Raw genomic sequence first — 19,292 nt, 5'->3', positions numbered from 1 at the left:
TAACTATTGTTATCGGTTGTAGGTTGAAGCGCAATCTATTCGTTAACAAAAGGCTTAAAATGTGAACTCAATCATAAAAATGATTAAATACTGCCTCCCATTCTAAGGGAAAATCCTAAATCGATGCAGTCTGATTCATTTTGCTTTCCAGCTAAGCGTGTGAGTAGCATCTCGGCAGCAATTTTGCCCATTTTTTTTCGCGGCGTCACAACGGTGGCTAAGGTCGGGGAGACGTTCTCAGTAATGTCGTGGCCATGAAAACCGGCAATCGCCATCTGATTCGGGACGGAAATACCTTGCCTCTGACACTCAAACATCGCACCGATCGCAAGGTCATCGTTAGTACAAAATATTCCATCAACGTCTGGGTAACGCTGTTGGGCCAACTTTAATAATTCGCCCCCGGTACTAAAAGAAGAAGGCTGCTCACTCATCACTGTACGCGGTACTAATCCTGCTTGCTCCATCGCCTGAATATACCCAGCTTTTTTCTGTAGCGTTCGTTCGTCAAGTCGAGCGCCAAGATAGACGAGATGCTGATGGCTTTGGGCAATCATACTTTCAGTCATTTGACGGGCTGCCGCAATGTTATCAAACCCTACCGCCATATCGAGATAAGGTGAGGACGAATCCATAATTTCGACTACAGGTATTCCCGCAACTTCTAACATACGAAGTGTACCTGGTGTGTGTTGGCGCTCCGTTAAGATTACCCCATCAACGTTCCATCCCAGTAAAGAGCGAAGTTGGCGTTCTTCTTTCTCGGCATGATAACCAAAGTGAGCAACTAACGTTTGATATCCAGCTTTGTCAGTGACTGACTCAATACCTTGTAACACATCAGCAAAAACATGGTTCGTTAAAGAAGGCAGTAATATACCAATCGCTCGGCTTGTCGCATTCGATAGCATATCGGGTACGCGGTTAGGAATATAACCAAGCTCATCAAGCGCAATGGCAATCTTTTCGCCAAGTGGCGCAGAAACTTGTTGCGGATTACGCAGATAACGACTGACCGTCATCTTAGTGATCCCTACACGATCAGCAACGTCTTGTAATATCGGTCTTTTTTTCTTCATTGCGTTCAATTAGGTCACTAGTTAGGGTAATTTGATAGTAACACTATTTTACACAAGCTAAAAAAAAGAGACGGCTATCTGGAAGCCGTCTCACATTACCCGTTACTTTTTAGACTGGCGGTAAATCGAAAATCAAGATTTCCGTAGGTTGATTGGCAGAGAAAGTAAGACGTTTTTCATCCCATACCGCCGCCGCATCGCTCGTCTCAAGTTGCTGCTCGTTGACCGATACCTTCCCTTTAACGACTTGAACCCAAATCTTACGTGAGGGATCAACATCAATATTCCCCACTTCTCCTGCAGAGAGTACCCAGCGTGATAAGGTCATGTCCTGATGGACTTTCAACGAGTTTTCCCGTGCATCAGGTGTCAAAATAAATTGGCGGCCTGATTGTTCAGGAAATTTACGCTGCTCATAACGAGGCGTAATATCTTGCTGGTCGGGTATGACCCAAATTTGATAAAGGTGCAAAGCCTGTTGCGGGTCAGGATTGTATTCTGAATGACGAACGCCAGTCCCCGCACTCATAATCTGAAATTCGCCCGCAGGAATTTGTTCTTTATTTCCCATGCTATCTTGGTGTTCAACGACACCTGAGAGAACATAAGTTAGGATTTCCATATTCTGATGAGGGTGGGTACCAAATCCTTTACTCGCCGCAATAGTATCTTCATTAATCACGCGTAATGCAGAAAACCCCATGAAATTCGGATCATAGTAGTCTGCAAATGAAAATGTATGCCAGCTATCCAACCAGCCATGGTGAGCATGGCCACGTTCTTGCGCGTTACGGATATAAATCATGGAAACCTCCTCAATTTTTTCTATAGTTTGAAGAGATGTTGAGAAAAAGAATAGCTGAAAAACTTCATCGCTCTGTTCAAAATTTATGAACGATAGCGAAAAAAAAGCCAGCACGCGGCTGGCTAAATACTGGAAGCAATGTGAGCAATGTCGTGTTCCGTTGAATGTCAGTCTCACCGGAACAATTGAATGTTAATCGCAATCATTATCATTTGCAATAGCGTTATGGAAATTAATGAGGTTTTTTTATGAAAAGATTATTTATCTTAATAGTGTTACTCAATTCTGTGCCGGCTTTCGCTAACAATCTTTCAACCCCATCGCCGCTGTCCCCCTCAGCGACGCAGCAGCGTTTGCAAAACCAGATGTCCACTCAGCAGCAGCTACATTCACAACAACTTCATTTAGAACAACAGAATAGTGCTCAACGGCTACAACAGGGAAATGAGCTTCACCAACAGAAAATGTTACGTAAGGTCCAAAGCGATCAACCCTAGTGAGGGAATTGTGGACCGATTTGATCGATATAATCCGTGCAAATCGCATCGACCCCAAGATCTAATAATTCGCGAGCCTTAAGCGGGTCGTTGACGGTATAAGCAAGAATACGCAACCCGGCCTGCTTAATTTGGTTGATTCGTTCTGGCGTTAATAGACGATAATTGAGATGTAAGGAGACACACTCTAGTTGTTGAGTAGTAGTCAGCCAATCCTCTTGCCATTCATGCATTAAATAACCACGTGGAAGCTCTGGCTGTTCCTGTTTGGCGGCAAATAGTGCGGCACAAGAAAATGACGACAATAGCGGTACCGTCATCTCTCGCCAATATTCCGCTGCGGCGCGGGCGACTAAGGTTCCAGTAGCGGCTTCTAAACCCGTTGTCGGTTTAATCTCGATATTGGCTAACAGTCCATATTGCTGACAGCGTTTCGCAACATCAGCTAGATGTGCCAGTCCCTCTCCTGCAAATTGCTCAGAAAACCATGAGCCTGCATCTAATCGTTTTAAGGTCTCCCAAGTCATATCCCCTGCCACCCCTCGTGAGTAGGTGGTGCGAGTGAGCGTATCATCGTGGAGCAAAAAAACTTGCTGATCCGCTGATAGTTTGGCATCGAACTCAATCATGGTATGGCCATAACGGTGTCCACAGTCAATGGCCGCTAAGGTGTTCTCTGGTGCTAATTTTCCTCCGCCCCGATGAGCGACAATTCTTGGGTAAGGCCAATCTTTATTAATCATCTAAACGCTGTCCTGAGGTGGTATCAAAATAATGTAAGGCATCGGCTGGGAGCGTCACCCTTATCAACTCGCCTACTTTTGGGCAGATCGATTGCGCAGCACGAATAACCAAAGGTTGGCTTCCCATTTTACCATGAATGATATTATCGGCACCGAGCATTTCTACTGCATCGACCTCAATGATTATGCCGTCCCCCTCTTCTGTCACTGATTCAACCTTAATATGTTCTGGGCGTATACCGAGAGTCACTGCCGGTTTGTTCGGCTTAGTCGCCAAAGAATCTAAGGAAATAGAAAAACGGTTCTCAACTCTCCAGGTTTTACCGTCTCCACTGAGTTCAGCAGAGAGTAAGTTCATCGCTGGCGCACCTAGAAAGCTGGCAACGAAGGTAGACTGGGGGCGCTGGTAGACTTCACTGGGTGAACCAAATTGTTCCACAACGCCTTTGTTCATCACCAGTACACGATCTGCCAAGGTCATAGCCTCAACTTGATCATGAGTGACGTATAAACTGGTGATATTCAAGCGTTGGTGTAATCGCTGAAGTTCGAGACGCATCTGCCCACGTAACCGAGCATCCAGGTTGGACAGCGGCTCATCAAATAAAAAAACTGCTGGTTCACGAATGATCGCTCTTCCCATGGCGACACGTTGGCGTTGCCCTCCCGATAGCTGTCGAGGCCGTCGAGTGAGTAGTAAATCTAGCTCCAAACTTTTCGCCACCGTCAGAACACGTTGGCGGATCTCAGCCTTATTCATGCCTCGTATTTTCAGGCCATATCCCATGTTCTGCTCAACCGTCATATGGGGATAGAGTGCATAGTTTTGAAAAACCATCGCGACTTGACGCTCTCTGGGTTCTTTGTCCGTCATGCGCTGATCATTAATCCAGATATCGCCGCTGCTCACGGTTTCTAAACCAGCGACCATCCGTAATAAGGTGGACTTTCCACATCCTGAAGGGCCAACAATAACAACGAATTCCCCAGAGTTAATCGTCAGATTGAGTGGCTTAATAATTTGATGCTTACCATCATAACTTTTCGTTAATGTTTGTAATTGAACAGTTGCCATCACTTATTTCTCGCTCTCAACTAATCCTTGAACAAAGGCTTTTTGCATGACCAGTACCACCAGCAAAGGGGGGAGTAACGTCAATAAAACGGCTGTCATCACCTGATTCCAGTGAGATACCCCATCACCACTGCTGATCATGCCGCGAATAGCGGCGACAGCAGTCGTCACATGGTTATCACTTGTGATCACCAGTGGCCATAAGTACTGATTCCAACCAAAAATAAAAATAATCACGAACAAGGCGGCTAAAGGCGTCTTCGAAAGTGGCAATACAATATGGATAAAAAATTGCCATGGACTCGCGCCATCAATTCGTGCCGCTTCCATCAATTCATAAGGTAGGGAAAGAAAATACTGCCGTAACAGAAAGGTTGCCGTGGCCGAAGCCAACATCGGTAAAATTAGCCCAGAGAAGCTATTATCCATTCCTAACTGCGTCACAATACTCACTGTTGGGAAGATACGAACTTCCACCGGCAACATTAGCGTAATAAAAATCAGCCAAAAGCAGAGGTTGCGGAAAGGAAACCTAAACCAAACCAGTGCAAAAGCCGAAAGCGTGGAGATGACTATCTTGCCTGCGGTAATCCCTAAAGCCATTAGTAAGCTATTGAACAGGAGATGGTAAAGCGGCAGATTTTGGCCACCGACACCTTGTACCAGTAATTGATGGATATTCTCGATAAAGTGTCCGCCAGGAAGTAGAGGGAGCGGCATTTGTGCCGCTTGCTGATCACTGAGTGTGGCGGTAACCACCACAATGTAAAGAGGAAAAAGGATAACCGCCCCCGACAGCCAGAGAACAAGATGGCTGAAAATCGTTAGTTTTCGATGCTGTTCAATCATTGATAACGTACCTTACGGTCGATAAACCTAAACTGGGCGACAGTCAATAAAATGACTATTGCCATCAGAATGACGGATTGCGCGGCAGAAGAGCCAAGATCTAACCCCGTAAATCCTTCCCGGTAAATTTTATAAATTAAGGTCGTCGTCGCTTGGACAGGACCTCCTTGAGTGATAGCGTCAATCACTGGAAAGGTATCGAAGAAGGCATAAATGATATTAACGACCAATAAAAAGAACGAGACGGGTACCATCAACGGTAAGGCTATATGGACAAAGCGTCGGATTGGTCCAGCACCATCTAAGGCTGCGGCCTCTATCAAAGAGCGTGGAATAGACTGTAGCGCGGCAAAGAAGAAGAGGAAATTATAACTTATCTGTTGCCATACCGATGCGAGGACCACTAAAAATAATGCCTGCTGGCTATTTTGTGCACTGTTCCACTGGTAGCCGAAATGGGCTAACCAATGACTTATAATCCCTGGTCCCGGACTGAATAAGAATAGCCACATCACCGCAGCAATGGCGGGCGCTATGGCATAGGGTAGTAAAAAAAGTGTTTGATAACATTTTTTCCCCCGCAATACGTGGTTCACCAATGCCGCCAATAATAACGCAATGACTAACCCCGATCCGGCCACAAGCCCACTGAAGATAAACGTCGTTTTAAAGGACTCAAGATAATAAGGGTCGTCGAACAGATTTTGGAAATTCAGTAAACCACTAAAGCGGCTGCTAAAACCGAAAGGATCGCTGGTCAGGAGTGATGACCATAACGCTTGTGCCGCTGGCCAGAGGAAAAATATACAGGTAATCACCAGCTGTGGCATCACCAACAAATAGGGAAGCCCTGATGATTTAAACGTAGGGGGTGAGGTCGCCATAATGAAGTCTCTTAAACAGTTGGAGAGGTCGCCCTCTCCACACGTTAGTTTACTTGCTGATGAAAACGCTGTAATTGCTGGTTACCGCGTGCAACAGCACTGTCTAAAGCTGCTTTAGCGGTTTTCTTACCTGTCCATACAGACTCTAACTCTTCATCGACGATTGCGCGTATTTGCGGCATATTACCTAGGCGTAATCCCTTGGTATAAGGTAAGGGGGCTTTATTTAACATCTGCTTAATAGCGGTTTCTGCTGCTGGATTTTGGCGATAAAACCCTTGCTGTTGAGAAAGTTGATAAGCCGCTGTCGTAACCGGTAAATAGCCGGTTTTTTGGTGCCACTCTGCGGCGATATCGGGCTGGGTCAAAAACTTAAGAAATTCTGCTACCCCTTGATAAACCTCTGGGGTTTGGCCTTTCGTCACCCATAAGCTCGCGCCGCCGATGATGGCGTTTTGGGGGGCATGAGGCGTTCCTTGTTGGTAAGGCATCGGCGCAACACCATAATCAAATTTCGCGGCATGTTTAATATCAGCCAATGAGCCAGAAGAGGCCGTGATCATGGCACAGTCTCCTGAATAAAATGCTTTCGTCGGCTCATCCGTTCTTCCGAGATAACTAAAAGTTCCAGCCTTCTTCATACGGGCCAATTGTTCGATATGATGCACTTGTAAAGGTCCATTGAAGAGCAGTCGCGCATCCGTACTATCGAAGCCATTATTCGCGGTGGCAACCGGTAACCCATTCCATGCACTGAATTCTTCCAACTGGATCCAGCCTTGCCACCCACTGCTGTAGCTGCATGCTTGTCCAGCTTTCTTTAATGCTATGGCATCAGCCTCAAGCTCTTGCCATGTCGAAGGAGCTTTATTGGGATCGAGTCCGGCACGCTTAAAAGCCTCTTTGTTGAAATATAAAATAGGGGTCGAGCTATTGAAGGGCGCTGCAACCATATGGCCTGTTTTGGCGTCAGAGTAATAACTGACTATTGAGGGGACAAATTGCTGTTCATCTAACACGACTTTGGTTTGTTGGAATAATTGCCAAACAGGAACGATAGCATGGGAAGCCATCATGGTGGCGGTACCCACTTCATACACTTGCAATAAGGCAGGCGCATGGCCGGCACGAATAGCAGCTATGCCCGATGCCAAGCTTTGTGAATAGTCACCTTTATAGACTGGCGAAATGTGGTACTGGCTGTGTGTTTGGTTAAATCGCTGCGCAAGGCTATCGACCTCAGCCCCTAGTTCTCCTTCCATCGAGTGCCAGAAGGGAATGTCTACCGAGGCATTCGCGCAAGGGATAAAAGTGGCGAAACACAGCGCAAAAAGAGAATGGCGTATAGTCGTTGGTAACATAGTGATATCCCAATAGATGCAATAAACGATGACAAATATTGGTCATAACCATGACAGTGGAGCGTGACAGAAAAAGGACAGATTAAAGGCAGTTTTATGACAGTAAAGTTTTTAACGCATAAAAAAGGAGATGACTGAGCATCTCCTTTAATCATAAGGTTATATCACTACGCTTCGATAGCAACACGTAGCTTTTTCATGGCATTTTTTTCAAGTTGGCGAACACGCTCTGCCGACACCCCGTACTGATCAGCTAACTCTTGTAGGGTGATCTTATTGTCGTCGTCCAACCAGCGAGCACGGATGATGTTTTGACTCCGCTCATCAAGCGTCATCATCGCATCACTGAGCTTATCTGCTGCGTGCGAATCCCAGTTATCTTCCTCAATACCATCGGCAAAGTCTGAGGTTTTATCTTGAAGATATAACACTGGCGCTTGCGACTTACCTTCTGCATTATCATCGTCAGAAGTGAGGTCGAAGGTCATATCTTGGGCCGCCATCCGAGATTCCATCTCACGCACATCTTTACTGCTTACCCCTAACTCACGTGCGACCATTTCAACTTCATCTTGGTTAAACCAACCGAGACGTTGTTTGGTTTTACGCAGATTAAAGAATAACTTACGTTGTGCTTTGGTGGTCGCCACTTTAACAATACGCCAGTTACGTAACACGTACTCGTGGATTTCCGCTTTAATCCAGTGCACGGCGAAGGACACCAACCTTACGCCAACTTCTGGATTGAAGCGACGTACTGCCTTCATTAGACCGATATTACCTTCTTGGATAAGGTCAGCTTGAGGCAGACCGTAACCAGAATAGTTACGAGCAATGTGAACCACAAACCGCAGATGTGACAGGATCAGCTTTTTCGCTGCATCCAGATCAGACTGGTAATGCAGCCGTTCTGCTAATGCTTTTTCCTCTTCGGCCGACAGCATCGGACAGCCGTTGGCAGCTCGGACGTAAGCATCGAGATTACCTAAAGGAGCAATAGCTAAAGCTTGCATTTCGTTGGTCATTCAAACCCTCTCAATTAATTATGCTGTTCATCCTTAAACAGACTAATAACCTAACGCTAGTATTGATTGCGTCACCCTAAACAACTGGTGCTATAAGGTTAGAACACAAACTTATCCACAGGTTCATTTTTTTATGTGAATAATTTATTCTAGCATTTTTCCCTTTAATGCCGAAAAGGTCGGCCTGATAACAAGTAATAGTATAACAAAAAATATTTCTGTGCGTTAATCCGGTGTAAAACGGCGTAAATGCTGCACAGTCGCTAACCACGCGGCCAACCAGCCTATCATCGCTGAAACCAATAATAGTAGCAGCGCTTCATCCCATGAAAAGCCAGATAGATCAAATGAGGCACTGAAGACCGATGCAACGTGTGACACGACGGATTCTAAACGAAAAACTAATATCTCTGAGAAAATAAGTGAAAGGAACGCGCCACTGAGCCCGAGCATTGCTCCACCGTATACAAAAGGTCTTAAGATAAAACCGTCCGTAGCACCAATGAGTTTCTGAACATTTATGGTATCGCGACGAGAGAAAATACTTAATCTCACACTGTTACCGATCACTAAGAAGACTGCAACGACCATCAACATACCAATCATCAAGGCGACATGCCCTGCTAATCCGGTCAACGCAGAGAGACGAGCAAACCAACTATCATCCATACGTACTTCATCGATACCGTTCATTTTGGTGATACGATCGCGCAGCGTATTCATGGTATCTGCATTTTGGAAATCGAGCTTAGGGGTGACGACAGCTACAGCAGGAAGGGGATTCTGCTCTAACATATCCATGGCCCCGCCAAAACCTGACCAATTGCGAAACTCGCTGAGACTTTCCTCACGAGAGAGATAATCAACGTGCTGTACACCTTCCAGCTGTTTAAGTTGCTGAGTGACATTCTCGGCAGCGCTATCATCAAGCGTTTTCGAGAGATAAACCGTTAGCTGGGGGGCGGGATACCACTGCTTAGCCGCTTGGTCGACGTTTTTCCATACGATATAGCAGACGCTAGGTAACGTTAATGAAATAGCAATAACGGTGACGGTTAAGAGTGTTGCTAAGGGCTGGCGTAGCATATCGGCCAACATTCCTCGCCAAGCGTAATGTAATTGCTCTTGCCATCCCCCACGTAACGCTCGCTGCTTAGAGACTTTCTTTTGTTTAGGTGCTCCCGGTTTTTTCAGGCGCTTATTTAACTTATTAACCGCTTTCATTCCTCGCCCCTGTATAACCGACCTTGGTTAAGATTCATCACGTTATAGTTACGTCGTTCGATAAGGGAAATATCGTGCGTCGCCATTAATACCGTCACACCTACTCGGTTAAATTCTTCGAACAATCGTAAAATATCTTCCGATAGCGCATGGTCTAGGTTACCCGTTGGCTCATCGGCAAGCAGTAACGCAGGTTTGTTTACTACCGCTCGAGCGATACCAACACGCTGTTGCTCACCACCAGAAAGTTGAATCGGATAGTTTCTCGCCTTATCCAAGAGACCGACTTTATCAAGTGCGGCAGAGACCCTGCGTCGTATATCTTCTTCGCTCGCCCCAGAAATGATAAGTGGAATCGCGATATTATCGTATACCGTCCGATCCATAAGCAGGTGGTGATCCTGAAAGATCATCCCGATTTGACGACGCAAAAACGGGATTTCACTATTTTTGAGACGAGTGATGTTGTGCCCACTAAACCATATTTGCCCAGCGCTGGGCCGTTCGATTCCACAAATCAGCTTCAGTAGTGTGCTTTTTCCCGCACCAGAATGTCCGGTAAGGAATGCCATTTCTCCTTGGCGTAAATGAAAATCCACGCCCTGAAGGGCCTGACGCCCCCCTAAATAAGCTTTACTGACCTCTTCAAAGCGAATCATTCCATTATTCCTCTCGGGCGAATAGCGCCTCTATAAAATCTTCAGCCTGGAATGGCCGTAAGTCATCAATCCCTTCGCCTACACCAATGTAGCGAATTGGAATACCAAATTGGTCAGCAATACTAAAAATCACGCCACCTTTCGCCGTACCATCCAGCTTCGTTAGACTAATTCCCGTTAACCCTACTGCCTCATTAAATAATTTAGCTTGGCTAATGGCATTCTGTCCGGTACTGGCATCAAGCGTCAGCATTACCTCATGCGGCGCATCTTCATCTAAACGGCCCATCACACGAGTAATTTTCTTAAGCTCTTCCATTAGGTGCGATTTATTCTGTAAACGTCCAGCAGTGTCAGCAATCAGTATATCTACGCCTCGAGATTTTGCCGCCTGAATAGCGTCAAAAATTACCGAAGCAGAGTCAGCGCCGGTATGTTGAGCGATGACTGGGATATTGTTGCGCTCGCCCCATACTTGTAGCTGCTCAACCGCCGCAGCGCGGAAAGTGTCTCCCGCCGCTAACATGACTGATTTACCTTCGGATTGATACTGTTTGGCCAGTTTACCGATAGTTGTGGTTTTACCGACACCATTTACACCAACCATTAGAATAACAAATGGATTTTTCCCTTCAACAGACAATGGTTGTTCAACTTTGTGAAGGATTGCCGCCATTTCTTCTTTAAGAATGCCATATAGTGCTTCAGCATCTTTGAGCTGCTTACGGTTCGCTTGTGCGGTAAGAGAGTTAATAATTTTTTGAGTCGTGTCCATCCCTACATCAGCGATAAGTAATTGTTCTTCAAGCTCTTCGAATAGCTCGTCATCAATTTTTTTACCACGGAATAGGCCTACAAAGCCGCTCCCTAAATTCTGTCTAGTTTTCACCAGGCTACGCTTAAGCCGTGCGAAAAAACCCTCTTTAGACGGCCGTTCTTGCTCTTTAGGCGGCATAATCGGTGCTAAATCAGTGACATCTTCCAGACTATTCTGAGGCACAGCTGTGGCGGTATCTAACACGTCACTATTATCAATCTCTTCAATATCTTGAAGAGTTTCCGTCACGTTAGCAGAAAGTTTTGGCTCTGGCTCTGGCTCTGGCTCTGGCTCTGGCTCTGGCTCTGGCTCTGGCTCTGGCTCTGGCTCTGGCTCTGGCTCTGGCTCTGGCTCTGGCTCTGGCTCTGGCTCTGGCTCTGGCTCTGGCTCTGGCTCTGGCTCTTTAGGAAGAGGCGACTCCTCCCCCACTAAGTTGTCAACTACTGGTTGTGCATCGAGATGTTGAGTAAAGGTTTCAGATGTCGCCGATTCTGCATGCTGATCGGCATACTCTTGTTCCAGTGCTGTCGGCACGGTATCGTGATGATGAGCTTCGCTTTGATCACTTTCGCTCGTTACGCTGCTATTTTCAGGCTCTACTGCCTGAGTTTCGTCCTTAGCGGGCAGTTTTTCTTCATCTTTGCCGAAACCTAACCAGGAAAAAAAGCCACGTTTTTTTTCTTTTGCCATTGTTAGACAATACTCCTTGCTAAGGCCGTCCAGAGTAATCTGCTGGAATAATAGCCACTAAAATTATTTGTATCAGTCAGTAATTAAGTACTGTCATACTGCGACACTAATGAGATAATCATTTATTCTACCATTTAACCCATACTGCATCACAGTTCCGTTTAGACGTTTCCTTGGCGGACCGCGGTAAAATTTAGTAAGAAATCTTCTTAAGTATAAACTATGAGCAAATCGGCAGGAAAAATCGGTCAGATACGGATCATTGGGGGTCAGTGGCGCGGCCGTAAATTATCAGTGCTTGATAGCGAAGGGCTAAGACCGACTACCGATCGTGTACGCGAGACCCTATTCAATTGGTTAGCACCTTGGTTGCCCCAAGCAAACTGCTTAGATTGCTATGCAGGCAGCGGAGCATTAGGTATTGAAGCCGCCTCTCGCTACGCGGCGCAAGTCACTATGATAGAGAAAGAGGCGCATGTCGCTCGGCAACTTCAAAAAAATATCGACGTATTAAATGCCTCCCAGCTGACCCTACACCGTGCGGATACTTTACAATTTCTCACTCAAATGAAGCCGGAAAAGCCATTTAATATTATCTTTATCGACCCGCCCTTTCGCCGTGGACTTTTGGAACATACGATAGAATTGCTCGAATCACATCAGTGGTTAGCGGAAGATGCTGTAATTTATACTGAAAATGAAGTTGAACAAGGAGTTCCTGTTGTTCCAACTAACTGGGTTCTGCATAGAGAGAAAGTTGCAGGCCAAGTATGTTATCGTCTTTACCATCGTCAATAATTAGGGAATAGGTGATGTTGATAAATGTTGGCCGAGTAGTGATGGTATTTATCTGGGGAGTGCTATTACTCAACCTCGTACATCCTGCCACCAAACCTTTGAAATATTTTATAGATGTCGCATTGATATTTATGGTTGTCATGCACGGACTACAAGTCGTTTTATTAAAAGCGACCCAAACAGGTGCAGGCCCTAAGATGACAAGAAAAGAAGAGATAAAATTATTTATATTTGGGGTTTTCGAATTACTTTCATGGCAAAAAAAACATTTCCCTAAGAAATAAAAAAAACTAAAAGAGAGAGCGATCTCTCTTTTAGTTCCTTTTTAATTACATTTGACGATAAGAAGCAATATAGGGTTGCGCTTTATCATAACCTAAAATACCGCCATAAAGGTAACCACCAATCCCTGCCCCGACGGCAGAGGCCGTCAAACCGACTAATTGAGCAATCCCTCCAACTAACCATCCACCTGCACCGCCATATTTACCCCCCACTGCTGCACCTGTTCCAAAACCATCGATAGCACCCAGTAAGGCTCCCCAAAAAGCCCCTGTAAAATCACCATCAATCAGGCCACCTGCTCCAGAGACTTTAGTCATCTGTATTAGTGATATTTCTTTCATAGATCGAATCCTTAATCTCAGAAAATCAATGTAAAATTATTCACGCTAAAATATAAAAACAACGAACCTTACGTTGTAGTGCAACTTTATACTGAAAGCATGACAATTCAATATGTTAGATTCTTATTTATAAGAGGATTTATTAACATTTAATAGTTCGCTTTATAATTAGAGGGTGTATTTCAAGCCAAATTAATTATTAAAAAATAATCCTGGTGAACCTATAATAGATATCAAGAAAGAGAAGAATATTGGTAAGAAGTATTCGGTATTTACATTGAGGTAAACTGTTAACGACCAAACTTAACCTATAACCTCTCATAACCAGCTGTCAGAGAAAGTAGAAAGTAGAAAGTAGAAAGTAGAAAGTACAGAGATGAAACAGGCCAACTCATAAGACAACATCGATGGCCATAACAACTGAATTACCCGCCCTTTTTAACAAAAAAAACGTAAGGCATCTCAGTGGATTGCGCGGCCAATAAAGTATGTTCCATAAATTCGCAAAAACCAGGAATATCGCGCTTTGTAGCGGGATCGTCAGCAATTATTTTCACCACTTGCCCATTTTGCATACTGCGAACCATTTTTCTTACCAGCATAACCGGCTCTGGGCATCGTAAACCACAAGTGTCCAATAATTGGTCATAATTTTCTGGCTGGTTATTCATAACATATCTCTTGGGGATAAAAATAGCGCAGTTTACTCCGCCTCGACCTCACAGACAATTTCTGCCGCACGAGTCGCCTAGTAAGGTCGTCAATAATCGTTGCTTGCATAATCGCCGTATATAAGTAAGATGCAGCCCACCTCATCAGAGGTCCGTACTATTTTTAACCAATGGGTTCCCTCACCCCATTCCACTAAAAAGGCTACAAATGGATAGTTTCTCCGAAAAACAGCGTAAAAAGCTGTTATTACCCTTAGCTATTTTTCACCTTATTATCATCACTTCAAGCAATTACCTTGTTCAGCTTCCAGTAAGTGTGTTTGGGTTTACTACAACTTGGGGGGCATTTAGTTTTCCTTTCATTTTCCTTGCGACTGACCTTACAGTGAGAATATTCGGCGCGCGTTTAGCGCGAAAGATCATTTTCTCCGCGATGATCCCAGCATTGCTACTTTCGTTTATTATCTCTAGCCTTTTCTATCAAGCTTCATGGCAAGGTTGGCAAGCGCTCTTCGGTCTTAACACCGTCGTCATTCGAATTGCTATCGCAAGTTTTGTTGCTTATGTGTTGGGCCAGCTTTTAGATATTACAGTTTTCAATAGATTACGAATGGCCAAACAATGGTGGCTAGCACCAGTGATCGCAATGTTTTTTGGAAATCTTAGTGATACGTTCGCCTTTTTCTCAATTGCGTTTATGAAGAGTAGTGACCCCTTTATGGCTGCTCACTGGGTAGAAATCGCTCTGGTTGACTATAGTTATAAGCTAATGATCTGTCTTATTTTTTTTATTCCTATTTATGGTCTACTGTTAAATACCATTATCAAGCGACTGCTTGGCGATACCCACTTTTATTCCCTGAATGCGGATAAGGGATGAGAGTTTTAAGACGAAATATGCAACATAATACTGTTTGCAATACCATACTATTTCCGCTTTGATAGCGATATAAACTGTAAAGAAGGGATTACTATGCGACATATTACACACTACATGGGTATCTTTTTAGTCGTACTCGGTCTTGCTGCCTGCGATCAAAAGAAAGACGATTCACAAGCTCAACACCAAGACCAAAGTGCCTCACAAAGTCAGCATCAGAATATCTCGTTACTCGACGGCAAACTGACCTTTAGCCTGCCACAAGGAATGAGTGATCAAACCGGTAAACTCGGTACCGAGTCTAACAACATGCATGTCTATGCGAATAATAATGGTCAACAAGCTGTCATCGTAATTGTTGGCGATGAGACTGCACTAACTCTGCCGCAACTTTCTCAGAAACTTCAAGATCAACAGCGAAATCGTGATCCTCAACTTCAAGTCGTTGCGGATAAGTCCATTACATTGGGCAAAACCCCTGGTCAACAATTAGACAGCGTGGTGTCTACCAATAACCATAGTAATTGGTCAACTGTCGTTCTCGCCAAGCTTAACAATCAGCTCGTGACGTTACAGATTTCTCTGCCTGCGGATAATCAATCTCAATCACAAAGTATTGCCTCTGAAATCGTACGGTCCATCGTTATTCATTAATCCTATTAAGGCCGTTACCCTAAGTAGCGGCTTTTTACTCTCCATTTTTTCCACGACTCATTACCTTTACTCTCAAGTTTACTTATCACTCACCTTGGTCAAAAAACGTTCTGAATGTGACTTCACGCACAGAAATACAGTATACTTAGCCGCTTATTGGTATAATTACGCTGATAATTATCGAAGAGACCTTGGTTCAAAATTCAAAAAATCTCATATAATTTTGGACCCAAGCTATATGTGCTTTTGAACGACTGCTTAGAAAATTTCCGTCACATTATAGGTAAATTTATGAAATTACGTAGGAAGCGTATTAAACCCATCGGAATTGATGACGTTACTATCATAGACGATGCTCGTTTACGTAAAGCAATCACTGCTGCTTCATTAGGAAATGCAATGGAGTGGTTCGATTTTGGGGTTTACGGGTTTGTTGCCTATGCTCTGGGTAAAATCTTTTTCCCCTCAGCCACACCTGGTATTCAGATGATTGCCGCATTGGCAACCTTCTCCGTTCCCTTCTTGATTCGTCCTCTGGGTGGACTCTTTTTTGGAATGCTTGGCGATAAATATGGCCGCCAAAAAATACTCTCTGTCACGATTGTTATTATGTCGATCAGTACTTTCTGTATCGGACTCATTCCTTCTTATGCATCAATAGGTATTTGGGCCCCGATCCTGCTGCTGATTGCAAAAATGGCCCAAGGCTTCTCTGTGGGGGGTGAATATACCGGTGCTTCAATTTTCGTCGCTGAATACTCTCCTGACCGTAAACGCGGCTTTATGGGTAGCTGGTTGGATTTCGGTTCTATTGTTGGATTCGTACTCGGTGCTGGGGTAGTTGTTCTTATTTCTACCATTATCGGTGAAGCACGCTTTATGGAATGGGGCTGGCGTCTACCCTTCTTCTTAGCATTACCTCTAGGGATTGTTGGGCTTTATCTACGTCATGCTTTAGAAGAGACGCCAGCCTTCCAACAACACGTTGATAAGTTAGAGCAAGGCGACCGGGAAGGCCTACAAAACGGCCCTAAAGTCTCTTTCAAGGATATTGCGACCAAACACTGGAAAAGCTTGCTAGCGTGTATCGGTTTGGTGATTGCGACCAACGTCACCTACTACATGTTGCTGACCTATATGCCGAGCTATCTTTCACACAATCTTCATTACTCAGAAGATCACGGTGTATTGATTATCATCGCCATTATGATTGGTATGCTTTTCATTCAGCCAGTGATGGGAATGCTCAGTGACCGGTTTGGACGTCGTCCATTTGTCATCGTCGGCAGTATCGCCCTATTCTTCACGGCTATCCCTGCCTTTATGTTGATTACCAGTAATGTACTTGGTTTAATCTTTGCTGGCCTACTGATTCTGGCCGTGGTGTTAAACTGCTTTACTGGTGTAATGGCATCGTCCCTACCGGCAATGTTCCCGACCAACATCCGTTACAGCGCGTTAGCCAGTGCATTTAATATTTCTATTTTGATTGCTGGTTTGACACCGACCATTATCGCGTGGTTAGTTGAAGCTTCAAACAATCTTTTCATGCCTGCTTATTATCTGATGGTTGTAGCCATTATCGGACTTATCACCGGTATCTTTATGAAAGAGACCGCTAACAAACCACTGATTGGTGCAACACCTGCAGCATCAGATTTAGATGAAGCACGTGAAATTTTACAAGAGCATCACGACAATATCGGTCAAAAAATTGACGATATCGATGAAGAAATCCAACGACTAGAACAAAAACGTAGTCGTCTGGTTGACCAACATCCAGATATTAAAGAGTAAGCAAAAGCCCCCGTAAGGGGGCTTTTTGGCACACAAAGCCATGTCCTTCCCCTTTTAAAGGCGTAAGCTTTTACTTTCCACAATCTGTACGAGAGTGACCATGTCTGAATTTATTCTCCCCAATCGCCCAAGAAGACTCCGTAAAACCGCATCGATGCGCGAACTGTTTAAAGAACAATCGCTAAGCCTAAATGACCTTATCCTCCCTATCTTTGTTGAGGAAGGTGCTGAAGATTATCAACCCATCAATGCCATGCCAGGGGTTATGCGTATTCCTGAAAAGCGTCTTGCCTATGAAATCGAACGTATTGCTAAAGCAGGTATTCGCTCTGTGATGACATTCGGTATTTCTCACCATCTTGATGAGACCGGTAGCGATGCGTGGGCGGAGAATGGACTTGTCTCAAGAATGTCTCGTATTTGTAAGGACACGGTACCTGAGATGATTGTGATGTCTGATACCTGCTTTTGCGAATACACGTCGCACGGACATTGCGGAATTTTATGCGCGAATGGCGAAGTCCATAACGATAAGACGTTAGTAAATCTTGGCAAACAAGCGGTTGCCGCTGCACGGGCGGGTGCTGACTTTATTGCGCCTTCTGCCGCGATGGACGGGCAGGTCAAAGCGATTCGCCATGCTTTGGACCAAGCCGGCTTCCAACATATTCCGATCATGGCTTATTCCACAAAATTTGCCTCGGCATTTTACGGTCCTTTCCGCGAAGCGGCAGGTACGGCATTAAAAGGCGACCGTAAAACTTATCAGATGAACCCAATGAACCGTCGAGAAGCTATTCGTGAATCACTGCTTGATGAAGCGGAAGGCGCCGATGTATTGATGGTTAAGCCAGCAGGTGCCTATCTTGATATTATCCGCGATATTCGTGAACGTAGTGACCTGCCATTAGCGGCCTATCAAGTGAGTGGCGAGTACGCGATGATAAAATTCGCAGCCCAAGCGGGCGCGATTGATGAAACGAATGTGGTGCTGGAAAGTTTAGGTGCCATTAAAAGAGCTGGTGCAGATACCATTCTCTCTTATTTCGCTTTAGAACTTGCTGAGAACAAAATACTCTCCGCGTAATCATAAAAAAATCGCCCGTTCAGGGCGATTTTTTTGGGTACCGTATTACTCTTTATTATCTGCTTCGTAATACTGTACACCAATCTGAATACGCTCACGGCCCGTCGCCACACGGTGACGGTTAGTATCGCGCAGTGAATAGATACAACCGCAATACTCTTGTTGGTAAAAGCGCTCGCGTTTACTGATATCGATCATCCGCTTAGAACCGCCGCCTTTGCGCCAGTTAAATTCCCAATACATCATATCGGGGTACTTCGACGCCGCTCTTACGCCACAGTCGTTGATCTGCTCCATATTTTTCCAACGCGAGATACCTAAACAAGAGGTTATCACTGGGAAACCATTTTCATGAGCATAAAGCGCCGTGCGCTCAAAACGCATATCGAAGCACATGGTACAACGTTCACCACGTTCCGGCTCCCACTCCATACCTTTTGCTCGTTCGAACCAATTATCTCGATCATAGTCGGCATCAATGAAAGGGATGCCAAATTTCTCTGCGAAACGAATATTCTCTTCTTTACGTAACTCGTACTCTTTAAGAGGATGGATATTCGGGTTATAGAAAAAAATGGTGTATTCAATTCCCGAGGCTAACATTGCCTCCATCACTTCACCTGAACAAGGCGCACAACAAGAGTGAAGCAGAACTTTATTATGTCCCCCAGGTAAGGGTATCGGTTTGCGCTCTAAAGAGTCAGACATACTCATATTCCAAATAAATCTCATAACATAAAACGCCGCGCGAGCTAAGCGTAGACAGGTACCACCTCTGGGGGTGATGCGATAGGCCTTTATCTATGCAACGACCTATCGATTAAAACTTCACATAGAATAACCCGGTTTTTTTATAAGGTATTCTTCTTGACCGATAATTTCGGGTTCATAGACTGTTTCCCGCCACGCGTCGGGTGAGACATGTTGCAGAGAGACGCTTACCGATTCTGTTTTTGAGGCGAAACGTCTAACGATTACCTCAGTAATCTCGTCAGCCAATATTTGTTTTTCCTCATCGGTAAATTCACGAGGAAAACTTTTAATATCTACATGCGGCATATCTTCTCCTAA

22 protein-coding genes are annotated in these 19,292 nt (G+C 44.8%); 7 read left to right on the top strand and 15 right to left on the bottom strand.

Annotated features, from left to right (window positions below; genetic code table 11):
• Nucleotides 1–83 precede the first annotated feature (83 nt).
• Nucleotides 84–1,079 carry a gluconate operon transcriptional repressor GntR gene (gene gntR, locus QJR74_RS00180; RefSeq protein WP_304372662.1) on the bottom strand — a complete coding sequence of 332 codons (996 nt, stop codon included), beginning with the start codon at nt 1,077–1,079 and terminating at the stop codon, nt 84–86.
• Nucleotides 1,080–1,188: 109 nt separating this feature from the next.
• Nucleotides 1,189–1,884, bottom strand: coding sequence for a pirin family protein (locus QJR74_RS00175; RefSeq protein ID WP_304372661.1), 696 nt, complete (start codon nt 1,882–1,884; stop codon nt 1,189–1,191).
• A 248-nt stretch (nt 1,885–2,132) separates the two neighbouring features.
• On the opposite strand from QJR74_RS00175, the gene QJR74_RS00170 reads away from it, so the two are divergent.
• The gene (locus QJR74_RS00170; protein WP_304372660.1) at nt 2,133–2,381 is read left to right on the top strand and encodes a hypothetical protein; all 249 of its coding nucleotides are present in this window, start codon (nt 2,133–2,135) and stop codon (nt 2,379–2,381) included.
• Here QJR74_RS00170 and ugpQ read toward each other — a convergent pair.
• The 9 genes from ugpQ to ftsY all read right to left on the bottom strand — a co-directional run bounded on the left by ugpQ (nt 2,378) and on the right by ftsY (nt 11,708).
• The gene (gene ugpQ, locus QJR74_RS00165; protein WP_304372659.1) at nt 2,378–3,124 is read right to left on the bottom strand and encodes a glycerophosphodiester phosphodiesterase; all 747 of its coding nucleotides are present in this window, start codon (nt 3,122–3,124) and stop codon (nt 2,378–2,380) included. The two genes, QJR74_RS00170 and ugpQ, sit on opposite strands and share 4 nt — an antisense overlap.
• Entirely contained in the window at nt 3,117–4,199 is a 1,083-nt protein-coding gene (locus QJR74_RS00160; protein WP_304372658.1) for a sn-glycerol-3-phosphate import ATP-binding protein UgpC, read from the bottom strand. Before QJR74_RS00160 ends, ugpQ begins: the two co-directional genes overlap by 8 nt.
• Nucleotides 4,200–4,202: 3 nt before the next feature.
• A complete protein-coding gene (gene ugpE, locus QJR74_RS00155; protein ID WP_304372657.1) occupies nt 4,203–5,048 on the bottom strand; it encodes a sn-glycerol-3-phosphate ABC transporter permease UgpE in 846 nt (281 codons plus the stop codon).
• Complete coding sequence (ugpA, locus tag QJR74_RS00150) at nt 5,045–5,932, bottom strand: sn-glycerol-3-phosphate ABC transporter permease UgpA (protein WP_304372656.1); 888 nt, start codon at nt 5,930–5,932, stop codon at nt 5,045–5,047. Before ugpA ends, ugpE begins: the two co-directional genes overlap by 4 nt.
• A 44-nt stretch (nt 5,933–5,976) precedes the next feature.
• The gene (ugpB, locus tag QJR74_RS00145) at nt 5,977–7,293 is read right to left on the bottom strand and encodes a sn-glycerol-3-phosphate ABC transporter substrate-binding protein UgpB (RefSeq protein ID WP_304372655.1); all 1,317 of its coding nucleotides are present in this window, start codon (nt 7,291–7,293) and stop codon (nt 5,977–5,979) included.
• A 167-nt stretch (nt 7,294–7,460) separates the two neighbouring features.
• Nucleotides 7,461–8,318: an RNA polymerase sigma factor RpoH gene (gene rpoH / locus QJR74_RS00140; RefSeq protein WP_048911294.1), complete on the bottom strand. Its 858-nt coding sequence runs from the start codon at nt 8,316–8,318 to the stop codon at nt 7,461–7,463.
• A 225-nt stretch (nt 8,319–8,543) separates the two neighbouring features.
• Nucleotides 8,544–9,542 carry a permease-like cell division protein FtsX gene (gene ftsX, locus QJR74_RS00135; protein ID WP_048911293.1) on the bottom strand — a complete coding sequence of 333 codons (999 nt, stop codon included), beginning with the start codon at nt 9,540–9,542 and terminating at the stop codon, nt 8,544–8,546.
• Nucleotides 9,539–10,201 (bottom strand): cell division ATP-binding protein FtsE, encoded by a 663-nt coding sequence (ftsE, locus tag QJR74_RS00130; RefSeq protein ID WP_304372654.1) that lies wholly within the window; start codon nt 10,199–10,201, stop codon nt 9,539–9,541. Before ftsE ends, ftsX begins: the two co-directional genes overlap by 4 nt.
• A gap of 4 nt (nt 10,202–10,205) precedes the next feature.
• Complete coding sequence (ftsY, locus tag QJR74_RS00125; RefSeq protein ID WP_304372653.1) at nt 10,206–11,708, bottom strand: signal recognition particle-docking protein FtsY; 1,503 nt, start codon at nt 11,706–11,708, stop codon at nt 10,206–10,208.
• Between the two features lie 222 nt (nt 11,709–11,930).
• On the opposite strand from ftsY, the gene rsmD reads away from it, so the two are divergent.
• Together rsmD and QJR74_RS00115 are read left to right on the top strand one after the other, a co-directional pair.
• Nucleotides 11,931–12,506, top strand: coding sequence for a 16S rRNA (guanine(966)-N(2))-methyltransferase (rsmD, locus tag QJR74_RS00120; protein WP_304372652.1), 576 nt, complete (start codon nt 11,931–11,933; stop codon nt 12,504–12,506).
• Between the two features lie 14 nt (nt 12,507–12,520).
• Complete coding sequence (locus tag QJR74_RS00115; protein ID WP_304372651.1) at nt 12,521–12,790, top strand: DUF1145 family protein; 270 nt, start codon at nt 12,521–12,523, stop codon at nt 12,788–12,790.
• 45 nt (nt 12,791–12,835) lie between these two features.
• On the opposite strand, the gene QJR74_RS00110 is transcribed toward QJR74_RS00115, so the two are convergent.
• Both QJR74_RS00110 and tusA read right to left on the bottom strand, forming a co-directional pair.
• Nucleotides 12,836–13,132, bottom strand: a complete 297-nt coding sequence (locus tag QJR74_RS00110) for a DUF5862 family protein (RefSeq protein ID WP_304372650.1) — start codon at nt 13,130–13,132, stop codon at nt 12,836–12,838.
• Nucleotides 13,133–13,557: 425 nt separating this feature from the next.
• A complete protein-coding gene (gene tusA / locus QJR74_RS00105; RefSeq protein WP_304372649.1) occupies nt 13,558–13,803 on the bottom strand; it encodes a sulfurtransferase TusA in 246 nt (81 codons plus the stop codon).
• 208 nt (nt 13,804–14,011) lie between these two features.
• On the opposite strand from tusA, the gene QJR74_RS00100 reads away from it, so the two are divergent.
• The 4 genes from QJR74_RS00100 (at nt 14,012) to hemB (ending at nt 18,221) form a co-directional block, all read left to right on the top strand.
• Entirely contained in the window at nt 14,012–14,683 is a 672-nt protein-coding gene (locus QJR74_RS00100) for a 7-cyano-7-deazaguanine/7-aminomethyl-7-deazaguanine transporter (protein WP_304372648.1), read from the top strand.
• 93 nt (nt 14,684–14,776) lie between these two features.
• Nucleotides 14,777–15,337 (top strand): DcrB family lipoprotein, encoded by a 561-nt coding sequence (locus QJR74_RS00095; protein ID WP_304372647.1) that lies wholly within the window; start codon nt 14,777–14,779, stop codon nt 15,335–15,337.
• Nucleotides 15,338–15,628: 291 nt separating this feature from the next.
• A complete protein-coding gene (proP, locus tag QJR74_RS00090) occupies nt 15,629–17,134 on the top strand; it encodes a glycine betaine/L-proline transporter ProP (RefSeq protein WP_048911159.1) in 1,506 nt (501 codons plus the stop codon).
• A gap of 100 nt (nt 17,135–17,234) precedes the next feature.
• Nucleotides 17,235–18,221, top strand: coding sequence for a porphobilinogen synthase (gene hemB / locus QJR74_RS00085; RefSeq protein ID WP_304372646.1), 987 nt, complete (start codon nt 17,235–17,237; stop codon nt 18,219–18,221).
• Between the two features lie 45 nt (nt 18,222–18,266).
• Here hemB and QJR74_RS00080 read toward each other — a convergent pair whose 3' ends face one another.
• Both QJR74_RS00080 and pptA read right to left on the bottom strand, forming a co-directional pair.
• The gene (locus QJR74_RS00080; RefSeq protein ID WP_304372645.1) at nt 18,267–18,929 is read right to left on the bottom strand and encodes an epoxyqueuosine reductase QueH; all 663 of its coding nucleotides are present in this window, start codon (nt 18,927–18,929) and stop codon (nt 18,267–18,269) included.
• 120 nt (nt 18,930–19,049) lie between these two features.
• On the bottom strand, nt 19,050–19,280 hold the full coding sequence (gene pptA / locus QJR74_RS00075) for a tautomerase PptA (RefSeq protein ID WP_304372644.1): 231 nt from the start codon (nt 19,278–19,280) through the stop codon (nt 19,050–19,052).
• Nucleotides 19,281–19,292 lie beyond the last annotated feature (12 nt).

The organism is Tatumella ptyseos, from assembly GCF_030552895.1.
GTDB classification, from domain to species: domain Bacteria; phylum Pseudomonadota; class Gammaproteobacteria; order Enterobacterales; family Enterobacteriaceae; genus Rosenbergiella; species Rosenbergiella ptyseos_A.
The sequence above is the reverse complement of the archived record's forward strand: the minus strand, read 5'-3'. Positions and strand labels throughout refer to the sequence as shown.